Source organism: Curtobacterium sp. MCSS17_005, from assembly GCF_003234225.2.
In the GTDB taxonomy this organism is placed as follows: Bacteria; Actinomycetota; Actinomycetes; order Actinomycetales; family Microbacteriaceae; genus Curtobacterium; species Curtobacterium flaccumfaciens.
In genome coordinates this window covers 2,011,804-2,031,629 of record NZ_CP126258.1, presented here as the reverse complement: position 1 = coordinate 2,031,629, position 19,826 = coordinate 2,011,804, and the positions used below count along the sequence as shown (strand labels likewise).

The window sequence follows — 19,826 nt, the reverse complement described above, 5'->3', positions numbered from 1 at the left end:
CGACCTGCCGATCCTACCGTCCGTCCGACTCGCGGGGCACCTTGACGACGATGCCCACCACGATGAACAGCGCGGCGGCCACCAGCTGCAGTGCCGCCCACACCTGTCCGGGGATCGGCACCGTGACGAGCGGGTTCCAGCAGACGGCGACGGCGGCCATGAGCAGGGCGGCCCACCAGACCTTCCCGCGCACGCTGAAGACGAGCACGATCAACGCGAGCACCGTGACGCCCCAGCGGGCGAAGACGAAGCCCGACGAGTCGACGATGGCGACGCAGGCAAGCAGCACGATCGCCGCGATCATCGACGGTGCCAGTGCGGGGCGGGTGAAGGGCGGCGTGGTGCGGGCACCGTTGGCGGGTGCGGGTCGAGGAGCCCCTGCGGGCACGCCGTGCTGGGACGACCCCACCGGGGGCCGCCCCTTGCGTGCGGCCATCAGTCCGCGGAGCCGTCGAGGTCGATCGCCTGGATCGACCGCGACATCGGCGGCAGGTCGCGGACGCGCTCGAGCGCCGGCACCAGTTCACCGACCAGCGCGCGGTACCCGTCTTCGGTCAGGTGCAGGCCGTCCTCGGTGAAGCGGGCGTCCAGGTGGTCGCCGTCGGCCAGGGCGGGCCAGACGTCGAGGTACTGCGCGTGGCACGTGGCGACGAACTGACGGAGGTGCCGGTTGGCCTGCTCGATCTTCGTGGCGTACTCGGCCTGCCGGGGCAGGATCGACACGAGCAGCAGGCGCACGCCCGGCAGCTCGCGGCGGAGCGTGACCAGGATGGTCTCGACGTTGCGGACCACGTGCTCGGCGCTGGCGCGGTGGTTGCCGAAGTCGTTCGTACCGATGAGCAGCACGATCACCTCGGGCTGTTCCGCGACGACGGCGTCGAGGCGCGTCAGCACGCCGTCGGTCGTGTCGCCGCCGATGCCCTGGTTCAGCGTGTGCTCGTCGGGGAGCCATGTCTCCCAGTCACCCTGTTCGGTGATGCTGTCCCCCAGGAAGAGGACGGGGCTGCGGTCGTCGGTCATGCTGCCTCCTCGTGCGCCGGCTCGGGGGTCTCGGTCTGCTGCGTCCGGTTGCGCTGCGTGGACTCGGTGTGGTCGGACTCCCGCTCGGCGGCGGCGGTGATGCGCTCGACCATACCGGGGAAGATGATGCCGTGGAACGGCAGGATGCCGTACCAGTACAGCCGCCCGGCCAGTCCCTGCGGGAAGTAGATCGCCCGCTGGTGGTAGTCGCTGCCGCCGTCGGGGTTCGGTGTGACGGTCATCTCGAGCCACGCACGACCGGGTGACTTGAACTCGGCGCGAAGCCGCAGGTACCGGCCGCGCTCCAGCCGTTCGACGCGCCACCAGTCGAGCGCGTCGCCCTGTTCCAGGCGCTGCTGGTCGCGACGCCCGCGGTTCAGGCCGACGCCGCCGGCGATCTTGTCCATCCAACCGCGGGCAACCCAGGCGAGCGGGAACGAGTACCAGCCGTTGTCGCCGCCGATCGACTCGACGACGCGCCAGACGTCCTCGGCGGAGGCACTGGAGTGCCGCTTCCGGTCGTCGACGTAGACCGTGTGCCCGGCCCAGTCCGGGTCGTTCGGCATCGGGTCGGCCGAGGCGCTCGAGAGCGTCGCGCTGCGCCAGCTCGTCTGCACCTGGCCGGTGCGCATCTTGTTCAGCGCGAGGCGGACGGCCCGACGGTACGAGGTGAGCCCGCCCTCGGGCTGCGGCACGACGTCGTCGATGTCGTGCTCGCGCTGCACGCACTCGAACTGCAGCGACTCGATGATCGGCGTCGCGAGCTTGCGCGGGATCGGGGTGACGGCGTTGAACCAGTGTGCCGCGAGGCGCGGGGTGAGCACCGGCAGGACCGTGATCGGGCGCTGGGGCAGCTTGGCCTCGACCGCGTAGCCGTTCAGCATCTGGCCGTACCGCAGGACGTCTGGGCCGCCGATGTCGAAGGTGCGGTTGACGTCGGCGGGGACGTCGAGCGCGGCAACCAGGTAGTACAGGACGTCGCGGACCGCGATCGGCTGGATGTGGTTGCGGACCCAGCGCGGCGCGGGCATCCACGGCAGCACGTCGGTCAAGTGCCGGATCATCTCGAACGAGGTGCTGCCCGAACCGATCACGACCCCGGCCTGGTACGCCACCGTCGGCACGCCCGAGCCGAGGAGGATCTCCCCCACCTCCTTGCGGCTGCGGAGGTGTTTCGACAGCTCGCCGTCCGGGTGCAGTCCGCCCAGGTAGACGAACCGGCTGACGCCGGCCGCCTTCGCCTCGTGTGCCATGGTCTCGGCGGCCTCGCGCTCGGCCGACTCGAAGTCGCCGTCGGCCCCCATCGCGTGGGCCAGGTAGTAGACCGCCTCGACCCCGTCGACGGCGGCACGCACCGCCTCGGCGTCCTGGAGGTCGCCCTCGGCGACGTCGACCTCACTGCTCCACGGGACGTCCTGGAGCTTCCGGGGGTTGCGCACGAACACCCGGACGGAGTGGCCGGCTTCGAGGAGACGAGGGACGAGACGACCACCGATGTACCCGGTGGCGCCGGTGACGAGGACCTGCATGCCCTGCACGCTACGCGGCACGCCTGACGGGTAGGCTTGCCGAGTGGACAACGCAGCCTTCCCCGTCACCGTCGATGCCGTCCGCGGCCTCATCGACCACGCGATCCTGAAGCCCGAACTCACCCGCGCGGACGTCGACGCCCAGCTCGACGAAGCCGCCGCCCACCGCGTCTTCAGCGTCTGCGTCCGTCCGAGCGACGTCGCCCACGCCGTCGAGCGCCTCACGGGCACCGGCGTCGGCGTCGGCACGGTGATCGGCTTCCCCCACGGCACCACGTCCACCGCGGCGAAGGTCGCCGAGTCGCTGCAGGCCCTGGCCGACGGCGCGTTCGAGCTCGACATGGTGCAGAACATCGGCGCGGCGAAGTCGGGCGACTGGCAGCGCGTCGAGCAGGACGTCCGCGCGGTCGTCGACGCCGCCGGCGACACCGTCGTCAAGGTGATCCTCGAGACCGCGTTCCTGACCGACGACGAGATCGTCGCGGCCTCGCGTGCGGCACAGACCGCCGGCGCCGCCTTCGTGAAGACCTCGACCGGGTTCGCCGGCGGTGGCGCGACGGCCGAGCACATCGCCCTCATGCGCCGCACGGTCGGTGCCGACACCGGCGTGAAGGCCTCCGGCGGCGTCCGCGGGCTCGACACCCTGCTCGAGGTGGTCGAGGCGGGCGCGAACCGCATCGGCACGAGCGCATCGGCCCGCATCCTCGACGAGGTCGCGCACCGCGCCGAGACGGGTGCCGCCTCGGCGCTCGGCGACGACACGACGTCCTACTGAACCCACGGGCTGAGCCGACCGGCTGAGCCGGCGCGTCCAGCCCACCTGTCCCACCCCCCCCACCCAGCACGACCCACCACGACCAGGCCGGTGCCCACCGGACGCGACGACGCGTCGGTGACCCGCACCGTGCCTCCAGACCGCCGCATCGGAGCGCGCATGTCCAGCACCGCACCCCAGTCCCCCGCCCTCGCCCTGGCCGTCGACCTCGGCGGCACGAAGGTCGAGGCCGCGCTCGTCACCGACCAGGGCGTCGTGCTGCCGGCGACCCGGTTCCGCAGCCCCACCGGGCCGCAGCGCACCTCGGACGAGCTGCAGGCCGCCGTCGACGAGGTCGTCACGGCCGCGCTCGGCGCGCTGCCCGCCGACGCGACGCTCGTCGGCGTCGGCGTCGGTTCCGCCGGCCCCGTCGACGAGGAGCACGGCCTCGTCTCCCCGCTCAACATGCCGGTCTGGCGTGGCCACCCGCTGCGCGACCGGATCGCGGCGCTCGTGCCGGACGACGTCCCGGTGACGCTCCGCATGGACGGCCTGGCGATCACCCTCGCCGAGCACTGGGTCGGCGCGGCCCAGGGCTACGAGCACGTCATGGGCATGATCGTCTCCACCGGTGTCGGCGGCGGGCTCATCCTGCACGGTCGCACCGTCAGCGGACCGACGGGCAACGCCGGCCACATCGGCCACGTCGAGTGCGGCGGCTACGACGACCCCTGCGCCTGCGGGGGCACCGGTTGCCTCGAGGCGATCGCCAGCGGCCCGAAGACCGTGGCCTGGGCACGTCGTCAGGGCTTCGCGGGCACGACCGGCGAGGAGCTCTCGGCCGCCTACGTCGCCGGCGACGAGATCGCCGTCGCCGCGGTGCAGCGGAGCGGCCGTGCCCTCGGGCAGGCCATCGCCGCCGCCACGAGCCTGGTCGACCTCGAGATCGTCGCCATCGGTGGCGGGTTCTCGCACGTCACGCCCGACCTGTTCGAGTACGCCCGGCAGGCCGTGGCTGAGCGTGTCGAGTTCGGGTTCGTCACGAAGGTGCAGATCGTGCCGACCGGGTTGTCCCAGGACGGTCCGCTCATCGGTGCCGCGGCCCTCGTGCACCGCGCCGACGTCCTGCGCTGAGCGCGCGCGTCCCGTCCGGCCGGGCCCGATCCGGCGGGCGGCCGTCGGTTGGTTGCGTCGTCGACGTGGCCCACGCCGTGGACGTGACCGGCGACGGCCTGGAGGCGCGGTGCGGGCCCGCCACGGGCCTCCCGGCCGGTGCGTGGCTTGTCCACAGGCCTGTCGGTCGCGTGCGCAGGTCGGGCAGGATGTGCGGGTGCCCCGCCCGCGACTGCTGACCAGTGACGACTGGCCGGAGCCCGAGCTGCGTGCGGCGGTCCTGGCCGGCGAGCTGGTCGCCGTCGGTCCCTGCTGGGCCTCCCCCGCTGAGCCGCAGACGCCGTCGTTGCGCGCCGCCGCTGCCGCCTGGGTCCTGCGGGACGCGCGCCTGATCGCCTGCACGCTGACCGCCGCGTGGATCTGGGGTGCGGTGTCGCGACCGCCGGTGCCGCTCGATGCCTGCATCCCGCCCCAGGTCCGCGTCCACGTCGGGCCGGACGTGCGCCTGCGGGAGGTCCGGATCGACGTCGACGACACCGTCGAGCTCTCGCGGCTGCGGGTCACGCTGCCGGCGCGGACCACGGTCGACCTGCTCCGGACGCCGGGCCCCTCAGCCGGTGCGTTCGGGGAGGCCGAGGCGACGGCCGTGCACGGGCTGCTCGCGATCGGGGCGGTCACGGCCGACGAGCTGCGGGCGCGCCTGAGGTCCCTCGGGACGATCCCCATGGTGCGGCAGGCCGAGCGGCGGTTGCGGGGGCTGCAGGGCGTGGCTGGGGGTGCTGTCCGGTAGGGGTCGCGCGCTGGGTGCGGGCGCGGGTGGTCACAACACCCCGCTCACGTCCGCCGAGTGGTCAAGAACCGTCGGTTGGCAGGGCCGCAGGCGACAGTTCGTGACCGCTCGGCGGTGCCCGCGCGACGAGTCGTGACCGGTCGGCGGGCGGGAGGCGCGGGGCGGGGCCGCCACGGGCCTCCCGGTCCGGCGCGTGCGAGCGGTCAGGACACCCGGCTCACGTTCGCCGAGTGGTCGCGAACTGTCGGCTGGCCGGGCTGCAGCCGACAGTTTCTGACCGGTCGACGGACGGGCCGCGCGGGGCGGGGCTGCTAGCCGGCGCTGACGCGGTAGACGTCGTAGACGGCGTCGATGCGTCGCACCGCGTTGAGCACGCGGTCGAGGTGGATGGTGTCACCCATCTCGAACACGAACCGGCTGAGCGCGAGACGGTCGGATGAGGTCGAAACCGTCGCGGACAGTATGTTCACGTGGTGGTCGGTCAGCACCCGGGTGACGTCGCTGAGCAGGCCCGACCGATCGAGCGCCTCGATCTGGATCTGCACCAGGAACACCGACTTCGACGACGGGGCCCACTCGACCTCGATCATCCGGTCGGGTTCGTTCATGAGCGACTTCACGTTGGTGCACGACGACTGGTGCACCGAGACGCCCTGGCCGCGGGTGATGAAGCCCACGATCTGGTCGCCCGGCACCGGCGTGCAGCACTTCGCGAGCTTCACGAGGATGTCGGGCGCACCGCGGACCAGTACGCCGCTGTCGCTCGTGCGCAGCTGCCGACTGGTGACCTGGCGCGGGAACGCGAGTTCGGGTTCGTCCGTCTCGGTCTCGGTCTGGACGTTGCCGAGGACCTTCTCGATCACCGACTGCGTCGAGACGTGGCCCTCGCCGATGGCGGCGTACAGGGCGGAGACGTCCTCGTACCGCATCGACGAGGCGACCTCGGCGATGCTGTCCTGGCTCATGATGCGCTGGAGCGGCAGGTTCTGCTTGCGCATCGCCCGGGCGATGGCGTCGCGACCCTGCTCGATCGCCTCTTCGCGGCGCTCCTTGGTGAACCACTGCTTGATCTTGTTGCGCGCGCGGGGGCTGCGGACGAACTGCAGCCAGTCCTGCGAGGGGCCGGAATCGGGGTTCTTCGACGTGAAGATCTCGACGACGTCGCCGCTGGACAACTGGCTCTCGAGCGGGACCAGGCGGCCGTTGACCTTCGCACCCATCGTGCGGTGGCCGATCTCGGTGTGCACGGCGTAGGCGAAGTCGACCGGGGTGGCTCCCGCGGGGAGCCCGATGACCTTGCCCTGCGGCGTGAAGACGTAGGTCTCCTTGGCGCCGATCTCGTAGCGCAGGGAGTCGAGGAACTCGCCCGGGTCGCTGGTCTCGGCCTGCCAGTCGGTGATGTGGGCGAGCCACGCCATGTCCTGGTCGTCCGTGGTCGACGAGGTACCGGCGTCACGGCCGGCAGCGCGCTGCTTGTACTTCCAGTGGGCGGCGACACCGAACTCGGCGCGCTGGTGCATCTCGTGCGTGCGGATCTGGATCTCGACCGCACGACCCTGCGGTCCGAGCACCGTGGTGTGCAGCGACTGGTACAGGTTGAACTTGGGGGTCGCGATGTAGTCCTTGAAGCGACCGGGCAGCGGGGTCCAGCGGGCGTGCACCGAGCCGAGCATGGCGTAGCAGTCGCGCACGGTCGGCACGAGCACGCGGATGCCGACGAGGTCGTAGATCTCGTCGAACTCGCGACCCCGCACGATCATCTTCTGGTAGATCGAGTAGTACTGCTTCGGCCGACCCATGACGTCACCGCGGACCTTGGCGGCCTTCAGGTCCTTCTTCAGGGTGCCGATGACGTTCTGGACGAACTGCTCGCGCTTCGGCTGGCGTTCCTTGACCAGGCTGTCGATCTCGACGTAGAGCTTCGGGTGGAGGACGGCGAACGACAGGTCTTCGAGCTCGAGCTTGATCATCTGGATGCCGAGCCGGTGCGCGAGCGGCGCGTAGATCTCCAGCGTTTCCTTCGCCTTGCGCGTGGCGGAGGTCGACTCGACGAAGCCCCAGGTGCGGGCGTTGTGCAGGCGGTCGGCGAGCTTGATGACGAGGACGCGGATGTCCTTCGACATGGCGATGACCATCTTGCGGACGGTCTCGGCCTGGGCGCTGTCGCCGTACTTGACCTTGTCGAGCTTGGTGACGCCGTCGACGAGCATCGCGATCTCGTCGCCGAAGTCGGCCCGTAGCTGGTCGAGCTGGTAGTCGGTGTCCTCCACCGTGTCGTGCAGGAGCGCGGCCGCGATGGTGATCGTGCCGATGCCGAGGTCGGCCAGGATCTGCGCGACCGCGACGGGGTGCGTGATGTACGGCTCACCGGACTTGCGCTTCTGTCCGTCGTGCGCGCGCTCGGCCACTGAGTACGCCCGCTCGATGAGCGTCACGTCGGCCTTGGGGTGGTGTGAGCGGACCGTGCGGATCAGCGTGTCCACCGCGCCGGCCGGCTGGGCGCGCGAGAACAGGCGCGGCAGCAGCGAGCGGAGGGAACCGAGGTTGCCGGTGGTGTTCGGACCGATCGGGCTCGAGGGCCGCGGGGCGGAACCCGGGCGGCTCGGCGCGGACGGCTCTTCGCGGGTGTCCGTCATGATGCGCCTCCGAGGACTCGGTCCGAGAGCTCGATCCGAGCTCGATCCGACAAGACTACGCGTCCCCGGTCAGTGCCCGTGACGCGGTTCGCCCTGGGCGTCGCGCTCCACCGGTGCCCCCGCCTGCTCCCAGGCGAGCATGCCGCCGGAGAGGTTCACGGCCGGGACCCCGGACTGCTCGAGCGCCGCGACGATGCGCGATGAACGGCCGCCGGAGTGGCAGACGATGATGGCCGGCTGGTCGCCGCCGTCGATCTCCTGCCAGCGGTCCACGAACTCCGACATCGGGACGAGCGTGGCCTGCGGGGCGTGGACCTCGTCCCACTCCCCCTGCTCGCGGACGTCGAACAGACGGGCTCCGGCGTCGATGCGGCGCTGGGCCTCGGCGACGTCGATCTCCTGGATCTCGATGGGCATCAGACGTTCGCCTCTGCTGCATCGACCTCGCGCCGGCGCTTCTCGGCCGCCGCGGTCTTCTTGGCGTCCGACTCCTTGATCTTCGGCTCGTTCTCGCGCAGCTGCGCGTACATCGGCGACGCGATGAAGATCGTCGAGTAGGTGCCGACGATGATGCCGATGAACAGCGCGAGGGAGATGTCGCGCAGGGTACCGGCGCCGAGCACGTACGACCCGATGAAGAGGATCGCCGCGACCGGCAGCAGCGCCACGACCGAGGTGTTGATCGATCGGACGAGGGTCTGGTTCACCGCGAGATTGACCGACTGCTTGAACGTCCGGATGGATTCCTGCGCGGTGTTCTCACGCACCTTGTCGAAGACCACCACGGTGTCGTAGAGCGAGTACCCGAGGATCGTCAGGAAGCCGATGACCGCCGCGGGCGTGACCTCGAGCCCGACGATGCCGTACACGCCGGCCGTGATGAGCAGGTCGTGCAGCAGCGCCGCCATCGCGGACAACGACATCTTCCAGGTGCGGAAGTACAGCGTCATGAAGACCGCGGCGAGGGCGAGGAAGATCACGAGACCACGGATGGCCTGCGCGAGCACGTCGGCACCCCACGTCGCGCCGATGAAGGTCGCGGCGACCTGGCTCTCGGGGACGTCGTAGGCCTTGGCCAGGGCGTCCTGCACCTCGGTCGTCTGCCGGTCGGTGAGCTGCCCGGTCTGCACGCGGATGCCGTGCGTGCCGAGCTGCGAGACGCGCGGGATCGACTCCGGGACGACGTCCTCGACGGTCTCGGTGGCGATGTTCTGGTCGAGCGTCTTGACGTCGGAGATCGTGAACTCCGAGCCCCCGGTGAACTCGATGCCGAGCTGGTACCCGCCACGGAGCCACGGGGTCACCAGGGAGATCAGGATCATCGCGAGAGCGATGAGGTACCAGGTCTTCCGGCGCCCGATGATGTCGTACGACCGCTTCCCCGTGTAGAGGTCGCTGCCGAACTGGCTGAAGCTGGCCATCAGTCGTCCTTCCCGTCCGGCGTCGAGCCGTTGTCGCCGGAGGCCTGCTGGGCCTTCCGCTCCGCGATCGTCTGTCGGCGCTGTGCCTCACCGGCACTGCGCTGGCGCTTGCCGTCCACGACCGGTGCGCGGAACTGCGCGCGCCCCCGGTAGACGGCACCGAGTGCTGCCGGGTCGAGACCGCTGAACCGGTGCCCCTCACCGAAGAACCGGCTGCGGGCGATGAGCTGCATCATCGGGTGGGTGAAGAGCGCGACCACCACGATGTCGATCAGGGTCGTGAGGAGCAGCGTGAACGCGAAGCCCTTCACGTCGGCGACCGCGAGCACGTACAGCGTGACGGCGGCGAGGAAGTTCACCGCGTCGGACGCCAGGATCGTGCGGAGGGCGCGCTTCCAGCCGGACTCGACCGCGCTCTCGAGGGCACGGCCGTCGCGGAGTTCGTCACGGATGCGCTCGAAGTAGACGATGAACGAGTCCGCCGTGATGCCGATCGCGACGATCAGACCCGCCACACCCGCCAACGAGAGGCGGTAGTCGACGCGCCAGGACATGATCGCGATCACCAGGTAGGTGAGCACCGCGGCGATCCCGAGCGACAGCACCGTGACGAACGCCAGCGCCCGGTACTGGATGACCGAGTAGATGATCACCAGGATCAGACCGATCAGACCGGCGACGAGGCCACCGATGAGCTGCGCGGTACCGAGCGTCGCCGAGATGTTCTCGTTCGACTGCACCTGGAAGTTGATCGGCAGCGCACCGTACTTGAGCTGGTCCGCAAGGGTCTTCGACGACTCGGCCGTGAACGACCCGGTGATCTGCGCCTTGCCGTTCGTGATCGCGGAGTTCGTCGTCGGAGCGGTGATGACCGAACCGTCGAGCACGATCGCGAACTGGTTCTGCGGCTGCTGGAGCGAGACGAGACGGTTCGTGACGGTGCGGAAGTCCTTCGAGCCCTCGCCGTTGAACGTCAGGTTGACGGCCCACTGGCCCGTCGACGTGCCCTGCGAGTCGGTGGCGAGACCCGAGGTGGCGTTGCTGATGTCGGCACCGGAGACCTCGACCGGACCGAGGATGTACTTCCCCGCGCCGTCCTGGTCACACGTGACCAGGGGCTCGTCGTCGGGCGCCGTGGTGACATCGTCCGGAGCCGCGCAGTTGTAGTTGGTGTACAGGTCCTGCAGCTTCGGCGTGACCCAGTTCAGGTCGCTCGCGTTCGTCGGCTTCGCGCTCGGCGTCGCGGCGAGCGAGGCGGGCGGCGAGTACGGCGTGGCCGATGCGGTGCCCTTGCCGTCGTCACCGACGGCGGAGTTCGTCGCGGCCTCGGTGAAGAGCACCGGGCGGAAGGTCAGCTTCGCGGCTGCCTCGATACGGTCGATCGTGGCCTTGTCGGGGCGACCCGGGATCGAGACGACGATGTTGTTCGCACCCTGGGTGTTGATCTCCGACTCGGAGACACCGGTGGCGTCGATGCGCTGGCGGATGATGTTCACCGCCTGCTGCAGCTGCTGCGAGGTGACGGAGTCGCCCTCGGTGTTCTGCGCCGCGAGGGTCAGCTGCGTGCCGCCCTGCAGGTCCAGAGCCAGCTCCGGCACCCAGCTCGCGCCCTGGTACCACTTGTCGGTGTCGTCCTTCGAAGAGCCGGCGAGGATCGACGCGGCGGTGTTCACGCCGGCGAGGATCGCCATCAGGATCACCAACCAGGTGAGCGAGCGCAGCGCCTTCTTGACGGGTGTCGATCGTGCCACCGGTCGTCTCGTCTTTCTGTTCAGGACCGTCGGCACACCGTGCGACGGCAGAGGGAAGCCGCCGGGTCAGACGACCCGGCGGCCGAGGGCGTCAGTCGTCGGACTTGCGCTTCGTGGCGTCGGTCTCGTCGACGCGGTCGGTGTCGACCCGCTCGCCGTAGACCGGCTCACCGTTGAGCTCGGCCACCGGCTTCGGCTCGTCCTCGGTGGTCGTGGTGGTCTCGACATCGGACGCGTTGTCGTCGACGACGCGCGACAGGGTCTGGCGGTGCACGGTGACGATGGTCCCCGGTGCGATCTCGACGTCAGCGGTGACCTTCTCCTCGTTCACGGAGAGGAGCGTGCCGTAGAGGCCGAAGGACAGCATGACCTTGGCGCCCGGGACCATCTTGTCCACGAGTTCGGCCTGCTGCTTCTTGCGCTTGCGGCTGTTGTAGAACATGAAGGCCGCGAACGCCACGACGATGACGATGAGGATGACTTCTTGACCCATGATGCGTTGCCTTCTCTGGTTGCTCGGTTTCGGGCCGTAGCAGTCTAGGGCACGCCGGTGTCCGTGGCATGTCACCCGACTGATCGGCGGTCAGGCGGTGGGTTCCGGGTCGTCGAAGAGCCCCGGCTGCCCGCCGTCGCCCTGCCCCGGGGTGAGACCGAGGTGCCGCCAGGCCCGCGGTGTCGCGATGCGCCCGCGGGGGGTGCGGGTCACGAGACCGACCCGGACGAGGAACGGTTCGACGACCGACTCGATCGTCTCGGACTCCTCGCCGACGGAGACGGCGAGGGTGTTCAGACCGACCGGGCCCCCGTCGAACCGGGTCAGCATGGTCTCGACCACGGCCCGGTCGAGCCGGTCGAGCCCGAGTTCGTCGACGTCGTACAGGTCGAGTGCACCCTGGACCGCGGCCATGCCGTCGGTGGTGCGGTGCACGAGGGCGTAGTCGCGCACCCGGCGGAGCAGGCGGTTCGCGATGCGCGGAGTGCCGCGGGAGCGTCCGGCGATCTCGCGCAGGGCGGTCCGGTCGATGTCGAGTTCGAGCAGGTGGGCCGCACGGATCAGGACCTGCTCGAGCTCGTCCTTCTCGTAGAACTCGAGGTGGGCGGTGAACCCGAAGCGGTCGCGCAGCGGGTTCGGCAGCAGGCCGGCCCGGGTGGTGGCGCCGACGAGCGTGAACGGTGCGAGGTCGAGGGGGATGCTCGTGGCACCCGCACCCTTGCCCACCATCACGTCGATGCGGAAGTCCTCCATCGCCAGGTAGAGCATCTCCTCTGCCGAGCGGGCCATGCGGTGGATCTCGTCGATGAACAGCACTTCGCCCGGGACCAGGGACGACAGCACGGCGGCGAGGTCACCGGCGTGCTGGATCGCCGGCCCGCTCGACATGCGCAGCGGTCGGCCGGTCTCGTGCGCGACGATCATCGCGAGCGTGGTCTTGCCGAGGCCGGGAGGACCCGCCATCAGGATGTGGTCGGGCGTGCGCTCCTGCATGCCCGCGGCCTTGAGGAGCAGGTCGAGCTGCCCGCGGACCTTGCGCTGGCCGACGAACTCGTCGAGCGAGCGGGGCCGGAGCGCGCCTTCGAACGCGAGTTCCTCCTGCGACTCGGCGCCGGCGGACGTGATGCCGCTCACCGGCCGGCTGCCGCGGGTCGGAGTGCGCCGAGGGCGGCACGGAGCAGGGCCTGGGTGCCCATCGCGGCGGCACCAGGCTCGTTGGCGACGGCGTCGTCGACCGCGGACTGTGCCGCGTCCTCGCGCCAGCCGAGGCCGATGAGCGCCGAGACGACGTCGACCGCGGCGGGGTGGACTGCGGTCCCCCGTGCTGCCGCGACCACGGCAGCCTGCTCGAAGGCCACGAGCTTGCCGGAGAGCGCGACGATGATGAGCTTGGCGGTCTTCGGGCCGATGCCGGAGACCTTGCGGAACGCACCGTCGTCCTCGTTCGCGACGGCGTTCGCGATCTGTGCAGGGTCCATGTGGGCCAGGACGCCCATCGCGGACTTCGGGCCGACGCCGGAGACCCCGCGGAGCAGGTCGAACACCTGCAGCGCGTCGGTCGACTCGAAGCCGAAGAGCAGGTGCTCGTCCTCGCGCACGATCATGGCGGTCCGCACGAACACCTCGGACCCGTGGCGCATCGTCAGCGCGTGTGCGGGGGTCACGGTGACGGCGTACCCGACTCCCCCGACCTCGATCACCACGGCCGAGCCGGCGATGTCGATGCAGGTGCCCCGGAGACTCGCGATCATGCTCCGAGCCTAGGGCCGCCCACCGACGACGCCGACCTGCCACGCTGCGGGCGGGCCGCGGCGGCGGCCGCGCGGGCCAGCGGCGAGTCGACGGTGCCGCCCTGGGCGTCCCGCCAGGCGCGCTGTGCGGGGGTGAGGTTCGTGGCACGCGAGCCGGCGGCGTCGGGTGATCCGAGCCTCCAGGCATGGCACACGGCCAACGCGAGCGCGTCGGCGGCGTCGGCCGGCTTCGGAGCCTCGTCGAGCCCGAGCACGCGCGCGATCATGGTCTGCACCTGCCGCTTGTCGGCGTTGCCGTAGCCGGTGACGGCGGCCTTGACCTCGGAGGGGGTGTGCAGCCCGACGGGCAGGCCGCGGACGGCCGCGGCGTGCAGCGCCAGGCCGGCGGCCTGCGCGGTGCCCATCACGGTGCGGACGTTCGCCTGCGCGAACACCCGCTCGACGGCCACCGCATCGGGGTGGTGCTCGTCGATCTCGGCCGCGATGCCGTCGGCGATGCGGAGCAGCCGCTGCTCGAGCGGCATGTCCGGCGGGGTGCGCACGACCGTCACGTGGACGAGTCGTGCGCGCCGGTTCGGTGCGACCTCGACGACGCCGACGCCGCACCGGGTGAGCCCGGGGTCCACCCCGAGCACACGGAGCACGGCTACTCGCCCTCGTCCTCGTCGAGCTCGGCCTGCACGTCCGCGGGGATGTCGAAGTTCGAGTAGACGTTCTGCACGTCGTCCGAGTCCTCGAGCGCGTCGATCAGACGGAACACCTTGCGGGCGGTCTCGGCGTCGACCGGGACCTTGAGGCCGGGCACGAACTCGGCGTCGGCGGAGTCGTAGTCGATGCCGGCGTCCTGCAGGGCGGTGCGGGCGGCGACCAGGTCGCTCGCCTCGGTGATGATCTCGAAGCCGCCACCCTGGTCGATGACGTCCTCGACACCGGCGTCCAGCACCGCGGTCATCACGGTGTCCTCGTCGAGGCCGTCGGTCTTCGTGACCGAGATGACGCCCTTGCGCGAGAAGTTGTAGGCGACGCTGCCCGGGTCGGCCATGGTGCCGCCGTTGCGCGACATCGCGGTCCGCACCTCGGCCGCGGCACGGTTCTTGTTGTCCGTGAGGCACTCGATGAGCATCGCGACGCCGTTGGGGCCGTAGCCCTCGTACATGATCGTCGTGTACTCGATGGTCTCGCCCGTGAGACCGGCACCGCGCTTGACGGCGCGGTCGATGTTGTCGTTGGGGACCGAGGTCTTCTTCGCCTTCTGCACGGCGTCGACCAGGGTCGGGTTGCCGGACATGTCGGCACCGCCCATCTTCGCGGCGACCTCGATGTTCTTGATCAGCTTGGCGAACGACTTGGCACGGCGCTGGTCGATGACCGCCTTCTTGTGCTTGGTCGTTGCCCACTTGGAATGCCCGGACACGGTTCTCCTTGCGTCTTGCGGAAAGTCCCGCTCAGTTTAGCGGCCCTGTGGGCCGAACACCGGCCTGGAGGCGCGGCGCGGCTTCCGTCCCGCCGGTGCGGCGGGTGGACGGTCACGCCTCAGGCGCTGCGCACCAGGTCGAGGAAGCGGCGGTGGAAGCGGTCCTCGCCCGCGACCTCGGGGTGGAACGCACTCGCGATGACGTTGCCCTGCTGCACGGCGACGACCTGGCCGTCGGGCAGTGCGCCGAGGACGTGGACGTCGTCGCCGCGCTGCTCCACGACGGGGGCCCGGATGAACACCGCGTGCACCGGGGCCTCACCGAGGTCGGGCATCGGGATGTCGATCTCGAACGAGTCGTTCTGCGCACCGAACGCGTTGCGGCGAACGGTGGTGTCGAGCACGTCGAGGGTCTGCTGCCCGTGGATGCCGTCGGTGATCCGCGACGACAGCATGATCATGCCGGCGCAGGTGCCGTAGGTGGGCAGACCACCGCGGATCGCGTCGGCGAGGGGCTCGGCGATGCCGAACGCGCGGGACAGCTTGTCCATCACGCTCGACTCGCCCCCGGGGATCACGACGCCGTCGAGGGTCTCGATCTCCTCGGGGCGTCGGAGCGGCACCACGTCGGCGCCGAGTTCGGTCAGCGAGGCGATGTGCTCGCGGAAGTCACCCTGCAGCGCCAGGACCCCGATGCGGGGCCGAGTGCCGCTCGTCGGACTACCAGCCACGCTCGGCGAGGCGGTGCGGTGCGGGGACGTCGGCGACGTTGATGCCGACCATCGCCTCGCCCAGACCACGGGAGACCTCGGCGATGACCTTGGGGTCGTCGTGGAAGGTCGTCGCCTTGACGATCGCGGCGGCACGCGCTGCCGGGTCGCCGGACTTGAAGATGCCGGAACCGACGAAGACACCGTCGGCGCCGAGCTGCATCATCATCGCGGCGTCGGCCGGGGTGGCGACACCACCGGCGGTGAAGAGGACGACGGGGAGCTTGCCGGTACGGGCGACTTCCTGCACGACGTCGATCGGGGCCTGGAGCTCCTTGGCGGCGACGTAGAGCTCGTCGTCACGCAGGTTGCGGAGCGCCGCGATCTCCTTGGTGATGGTGCGGATGTGCTTGGTGGCCTCGGACACGTCGCCCGTGCCGGCCTCGCCCTTGGAACGGATCATGGCCGCGCCCTCGGTGATGCGACGGAGCGCCTCGCCCAGGTTGGTGGCACCGCAGACGAAGGGGGTGGTGAACTTCCACTTGTCGATGTGGTTCACGTAGTCGGCCGGTGACAGCACCTCGGACTCGTCGATGTAGTCGACGCCGAGCTCCTGCAGCACCTGCGCCTCGACGAAGTGGCCGATGCGGGCCTTCGCCATGACGGGGATCGACACCGCGGCGATGATCTCCTCGATCATCGAGGGGTCGGACATGCGGGCGACGCCGCCCTGCGCACGGATGTCGGCGGGGACGCGCTCGAGGGCCATGACGGCGGTCGCACCGGCTTCTTCCGCGATGCGGGCCTGCTCGGCGTCCACGACGTCCATGATCACGCCGCCCTTGAGCATCTCGGCGAGTCCGCGCTTGACGCGGTCGGAGCCGGTGATCGAGGTGCCAGGGGTGCCGGAGGTGCTGGTGCTGTCGCTCATGATGCCGACCAGTCTAGTGCGCCCGGGGCCACCCGTCGGCGACGAGTCGGCGGGTCTCGCCGAGCAACTGCGACATGGACTTGGTCCGGGCGATGATCGGGAAGAAGTTCGCGTCCGACTGCCACCGCGGGACGATGTGCTGGTGCAGGTGTGCGGCCACGCCCGCGCCGGCGACCTCGCCCTGGTTCATGCCGATGTTGAAGCCGTCGCAGTGCGAGACCTCGCGCAGCACCCGCATCGCGGTCTGGGTCAGCTCGCCGATCTCGCGCAGTTCGTCCGGCGTCGCCTCGTCGTAGAGCGGGACGTGCCGGTACGGGCAGACGAGCAGGTGCCCGTTGTTGTACGGGAACAGGTTGAGCAGCACGTAGGCGTGCTCGCCCCGGGCCACGATCAGGGCGTCCTCGTCGGACATCCGCGGGGCTTCGCAGAACGGGCAGTCGTCGTCGTGCCCGCGACCCCGGCCTTCGCGGCCGGCGTCGATGTAGGCCATCCGGTGCGGGTTCCAGAGCCGCTGGAACGTGTCCGGGACGGCTGCACCGGTGGCCGCGTCGCGGATCACCAGCGGATCGGTGTCCGCGCCTTCGGATCCCGCGGCGGCGGTGGGACCGGCCACGTCATCGACGTGACCGGTCCCCGCGGCCTGCTCCGGGCCTCCTGGGAGGGCCATCAGACCTGCGCGCGCTCGCGGATCGCGGTGAGGATGCGGTCCACGGCCTCGTCGACGGGCACCGCGTTGTCCTGGCGGCCGTCGCGGAAACGGAAGCTCACGGCGCCGGCGTCACGGTCGTCGCCACCGGCGATGAGCTGGAACGGCACCTTCGCTTTGGTGTGCGTGCGGATCTTCTTCTGCATGCGGTCGTCCGAGTGGTCGACCTCGGCCCGGACGCCGTGCGCGCGGAGCTTCGCGATGACCTCGTCGAGGTAGTCGCCGTACTCGGCCGCGACCGGGATGCCGACGACCTGGACGGGCGACAGCCACGCCGGGAACGCACCCGCGTAGTGCTCGGTGAGGACCCCGAAGAAGCGCTCGATCGAGCCGAACAGCGCGCGGTGGATCATCACCGGACGCTGGCGGGAGCCGTCGGCCGCGGTGTAGTCGATGCCGAAGCGCTCGGGCAGGTTGAAGTCGAGCTGCACGGTCGACATCTGCCACGTGCGGCCGATGGCGTCGCGGGCCTGCACCGAGATCTTCGGGCCGTAGAACGCCGCACCGGCGGGGTCCGGCACCAGTTCGAGGCCGGACTCCTCGGCGACCTCGCGCAGGGTGTTCGTCGCGACGTCCCAGATCTCGTCGTCGCCGACGTACTTCTCCGGGTCCTTCGTCGACAGCTCGAGGTAGAAGTCGTCGAGGCCGTAGTCGCGCAGGAGCGAGAGCACGAACTCGAGGGTCGTGGTCAGCTCCTCCTTCATCTTCTCCTGCGTGGTGAAGATGTGCGCGTCGTCCTGGGTCATGCCGCGCACGCGGGTCAGCCCGTGGATGACGCCGGACTTCTCGTTGCGGTACACCGTGCCGAACTCGAACATCCGGAGCGGCAGGTCGCGGTAGGAGCGGGGCTGCGACCGGTACGCCAGGATGTGCATCGGGCAGTTCATCGGCTTGAGGTAGTAGTCGGCGCCCTGCCGGGTGACGTTGCCGTCCTCGTCCTTCGCCTCGTCCATGTGCATGGCCGGGAACATGCCGTCCTTGTACCAGCCGAGGTGCCCGGAGGTCTCGAACAGGTCGCCCTTGGTGATGTGCGGCGTGTAGACGAACGAGTAGCCGTTCTCCTCGTGCCGACGGCGCGAGTAGTCCTCCATCTCGCGGCGGATGATGCCGCCCTTCGGGTGGAAGATCGCCAGGCCGGAACCGATCTCGTCGGGGAACGAGAACAGGTCGAGTTCGGCGCCGAGCTTGCGGTGGTCGCGCTTGGCGGCTTCCTCGAGGCGCACCAGGTACGCCTTGAGCTGGTCCTTGTCGGGCCAGGCGGTGCCGTAGATGCGCTGCAGCTGCGGGTTCTTCTCGGAGCCGCGCCAGTACGCGGCGGCGACGCGCATGAGTTTGGCGGCGTTGCCGATCCAGCGGGTGTGCGGAACGTGCGGGCCGCGGCAGAGGTCCTGCCAGAGCACCTCGCCCGACTTCGGGTCGACGTTCTCGTACACGGTGAGCTCGCCGGCACCGACCTCGACGCTCTCGCCGGAGTCGCCGTCGGACGCCGCACCCTTGAGGCCGATGAGCTCCTGCTTGTAGGGCTCCCCCGCCATCAGTTCGCGTGCCTGCTCGTCGGTGACGACCACGCGACGGAAGCGCTGGGCCTGCTTGACGATGCGGTCCATGCCCTTCTCGATCGCCTTGAGGTCTTCGGGGGTGAAGGGCTCAGCGACGTCGAAGTCGTAGTAGAAGCCGTCGGTGACGGGCGGTCCGATGCCGAGCTTGGCGTCCGGGTTGATCTGCTGCACGGCCTGCGCCAGCACGTGGGCTGCCGAGTGCCGCAGGATGTCGAGCCCGTCCTGCTCCTGCAGGGTGACGGCCTCGGCGGTCTCGCCGGCCTGCACGTCCGCCGCGAGGTCCTTCAGGACACCGTCGACACGGATCGCGACGACGCCGCGCTCACCGTCGAAGAGCTCGGTGCCGGTCGTGGTCGTCGTCGCGGTCCGGGGCTCGGGTGCCTGGGGAAGCTCGGCGGGCGCGGGTGCGACTGACTCGGTCACGATGATGGGACTCCTCGATCGAAATGGTGCGTCAAGACTAGTGCGAGACGTGCTCGCGTGCGGACGCCGGGGACGCGTCTGTGGAGAAGACGGATGCTGCCCCGACCGCGCAGTTGCCCGCGATCAGGCCGGGACGGCGCCGAGCGTCGCGACGGGCAGCCGCGGCTCGAGACGCTCGCGCCCGTTCAGGCCGTCGAGCTCGAGCAGGGCGGCGAAGCCGATGGCCTGGTACCCGGCGCGTTCGAGCAGCGTGATGGTGGCCGCGCCGGTCCCGCCGGTGGCCAGGACGTCGTCGACGACGAGCACCCGCGTGCCGGCGGGCAGCTGACCCGGTCGCAGTTCGAGTTCGGCCTCGCCGTACTCCAGCGCGTACTGCTCGCTGAGGACCTCGCCGGGGAGCTTCCCCGCCTTGCGCACGGTGAGCACGCCGACCTGGTGCTGGGCGGCGATGCCCCCGGCCAGTGCGAAGCCCCGGGCCTCGATGCCGGCGACCGCGTCGAACCCGGCTCCGACCGCGAACGGTGCCGCGAGTGCTTCGCACACGCGGCCGAACGCGACGGCGTCGGAGAACACCGGCGTCACGTCACGGAAGAGCACCCCCGGCTTCGGGAAGTCCGGCACGAGGGCGGTGAGGCGTTCGACGAGTGCAGCTGCGGTTTCGGTCACCCGCCAACGGTACGGGAGGCCCGGGGTGCGTCCGACACGTCGGCGCACGGTGCGAGGGTGGTCGCCTCGTGCGGGGCCGACCGTTCGCTGCACGGTGCGGGCTTCGTCGGACGGTTCGACGAAGATGGCTCGGTGCGAGGTTGTTTCCTCGCACCGAGC

20 protein-coding genes are annotated in these 19,826 nt (G+C 70.3%); 3 read left to right on the top strand and 17 right to left on the bottom strand.

The annotated features are described in order from the left end of the window. Nucleotides 1-13 precede the first annotated feature (13 nt). The 3 genes from DEJ20_RS09810 to DEJ20_RS09800 are packed head-to-tail and all read right to left on the bottom strand — an operon-like array spanning nt 14 to nt 2,549. Entirely contained in the window at nt 14-436 is a 423-nt protein-coding gene (locus tag DEJ20_RS09810) for a DUF6804 family protein (protein ID WP_111236246.1), read from the bottom strand. Continuing rightward, on the bottom strand, nt 436-1,020 hold the full coding sequence (locus DEJ20_RS09805; protein ID WP_111236247.1) for a GDSL-type esterase/lipase family protein: 585 nt from the start codon (nt 1,018-1,020) through the stop codon (nt 436-438). The genes DEJ20_RS09810 and DEJ20_RS09805 overlap by 1 nt, the downstream gene beginning before the upstream one ends. Then, the gene (locus tag DEJ20_RS09800; RefSeq protein ID WP_258377239.1) at nt 1,017-2,549 is read right to left on the bottom strand and encodes an SDR family oxidoreductase; all 1,533 of its coding nucleotides are present in this window, start codon (nt 2,547-2,549) and stop codon (nt 1,017-1,019) included. Before DEJ20_RS09800 ends, DEJ20_RS09805 begins: the two co-directional genes overlap by 4 nt. A 43-nt stretch (nt 2,550-2,592) precedes the next feature. Here DEJ20_RS09800 and deoC point away from each other — a divergent pair, with 43 nt between their 5' ends. From deoC to DEJ20_RS09785, 3 genes are all read left to right on the top strand, one after another. Then, the gene (gene deoC, locus DEJ20_RS09795; RefSeq protein ID WP_111236249.1) at nt 2,593-3,324 is read left to right on the top strand and encodes a deoxyribose-phosphate aldolase; all 732 of its coding nucleotides are present in this window, start codon (nt 2,593-2,595) and stop codon (nt 3,322-3,324) included. Nucleotides 3,325-3,483: 159 nt separating this feature from the next. After that, complete coding sequence (locus tag DEJ20_RS09790) at nt 3,484-4,437, top strand: ROK family protein (RefSeq protein ID WP_111236304.1); 954 nt, start codon at nt 3,484-3,486, stop codon at nt 4,435-4,437. A gap of 196 nt (nt 4,438-4,633) precedes the next feature. Then, entirely contained in the window at nt 4,634-5,206 is a 573-nt protein-coding gene (locus DEJ20_RS09785; protein ID WP_111236250.1) for a type IV toxin-antitoxin system AbiEi family antitoxin, read from the top strand. Between the two features lie 311 nt (nt 5,207-5,517). On the opposite strand, the gene DEJ20_RS09780 is transcribed toward DEJ20_RS09785, so the two are convergent. From DEJ20_RS09780 to DEJ20_RS09715, 14 genes are all read right to left on the bottom strand, one after another. Further along, on the bottom strand, nt 5,518-7,842 hold the full coding sequence (locus DEJ20_RS09780) for a RelA/SpoT family protein (RefSeq protein ID WP_228513657.1): 2,325 nt from the start codon (nt 7,840-7,842) through the stop codon (nt 5,518-5,520). A 69-nt stretch (nt 7,843-7,911) separates the two neighbouring features. Next, nucleotides 7,912-8,259, bottom strand: a complete 348-nt coding sequence (locus DEJ20_RS09775; protein WP_071403840.1) for a rhodanese-like domain-containing protein — start codon at nt 8,257-8,259, stop codon at nt 7,912-7,914. Then, nucleotides 8,259-9,263, bottom strand: coding sequence for a protein translocase subunit SecF (gene secF / locus DEJ20_RS09770; RefSeq protein WP_071403841.1), 1,005 nt, complete (start codon nt 9,261-9,263; stop codon nt 8,259-8,261). The genes DEJ20_RS09775 and secF overlap by 1 nt, the downstream gene beginning before the upstream one ends. Continuing rightward, nucleotides 9,263-11,014, bottom strand: coding sequence for a protein translocase subunit SecD (gene secD, locus DEJ20_RS09765; RefSeq protein ID WP_110860016.1), 1,752 nt, complete (start codon nt 11,012-11,014; stop codon nt 9,263-9,265). Before secD ends, secF begins: the two co-directional genes overlap by 1 nt. 91 nt (nt 11,015-11,105) lie before the next feature. After that, nucleotides 11,106-11,507, bottom strand: a complete 402-nt coding sequence (locus DEJ20_RS09760) for a preprotein translocase subunit YajC (protein ID WP_051596726.1) — start codon at nt 11,505-11,507, stop codon at nt 11,106-11,108. Nucleotides 11,508-11,597: 90 nt separating this feature from the next. Beyond that, on the bottom strand, nt 11,598-12,641 hold the full coding sequence (ruvB, locus tag DEJ20_RS09755; RefSeq protein ID WP_027465603.1) for a Holliday junction branch migration DNA helicase RuvB: 1,044 nt from the start codon (nt 12,639-12,641) through the stop codon (nt 11,598-11,600). Next, complete coding sequence (ruvA, locus tag DEJ20_RS09750) at nt 12,638-13,258, bottom strand: Holliday junction branch migration protein RuvA (RefSeq protein ID WP_071403844.1); 621 nt, start codon at nt 13,256-13,258, stop codon at nt 12,638-12,640. The genes ruvB and ruvA overlap by 4 nt, the downstream gene beginning before the upstream one ends. Then, nucleotides 13,255-13,902: a crossover junction endodeoxyribonuclease RuvC gene (gene ruvC, locus DEJ20_RS09745; RefSeq protein ID WP_111236251.1), complete on the bottom strand. Its 648-nt coding sequence runs from the start codon at nt 13,900-13,902 to the stop codon at nt 13,255-13,257. The genes ruvA and ruvC overlap by 4 nt, the downstream gene beginning before the upstream one ends. Nucleotides 13,903-13,904: 2 nt before the next feature. Continuing rightward, the gene (locus DEJ20_RS09740) at nt 13,905-14,672 is read right to left on the bottom strand and encodes a YebC/PmpR family DNA-binding transcriptional regulator (RefSeq protein WP_017887357.1); all 768 of its coding nucleotides are present in this window, start codon (nt 14,670-14,672) and stop codon (nt 13,905-13,907) included. 119 nt (nt 14,673-14,791) lie between these two features. After that, nucleotides 14,792-15,403, bottom strand: a complete 612-nt coding sequence (gene pdxT, locus DEJ20_RS09735; RefSeq protein WP_111236252.1) for a pyridoxal 5'-phosphate synthase glutaminase subunit PdxT — start codon at nt 15,401-15,403, stop codon at nt 14,792-14,794. Next, a complete protein-coding gene (gene pdxS, locus DEJ20_RS09730) occupies nt 15,393-16,313 on the bottom strand; it encodes a pyridoxal 5'-phosphate synthase lyase subunit PdxS (RefSeq protein ID WP_017887361.1) in 921 nt (306 codons plus the stop codon). Before pdxS ends, pdxT begins: the two co-directional genes overlap by 11 nt. Before the next feature lie 13 nt (nt 16,314-16,326). Further along, nucleotides 16,327-16,980 carry an HIT family protein gene (locus tag DEJ20_RS09725; RefSeq protein WP_258377240.1) on the bottom strand — a complete coding sequence of 218 codons (654 nt, stop codon included), beginning with the start codon at nt 16,978-16,980 and terminating at the stop codon, nt 16,327-16,329. Beyond that, entirely contained in the window at nt 16,980-19,001 is a 2,022-nt protein-coding gene (gene thrS / locus DEJ20_RS09720; protein ID WP_111236253.1) for a threonine--tRNA ligase, read from the bottom strand. Before thrS ends, DEJ20_RS09725 begins: the two co-directional genes overlap by 1 nt. Before the next feature lie 123 nt (nt 19,002-19,124). Then, on the bottom strand, nt 19,125-19,667 hold the full coding sequence (locus tag DEJ20_RS09715) for an adenine phosphoribosyltransferase (protein WP_017887364.1): 543 nt from the start codon (nt 19,665-19,667) through the stop codon (nt 19,125-19,127). Nucleotides 19,668-19,826 lie beyond the last annotated feature (159 nt).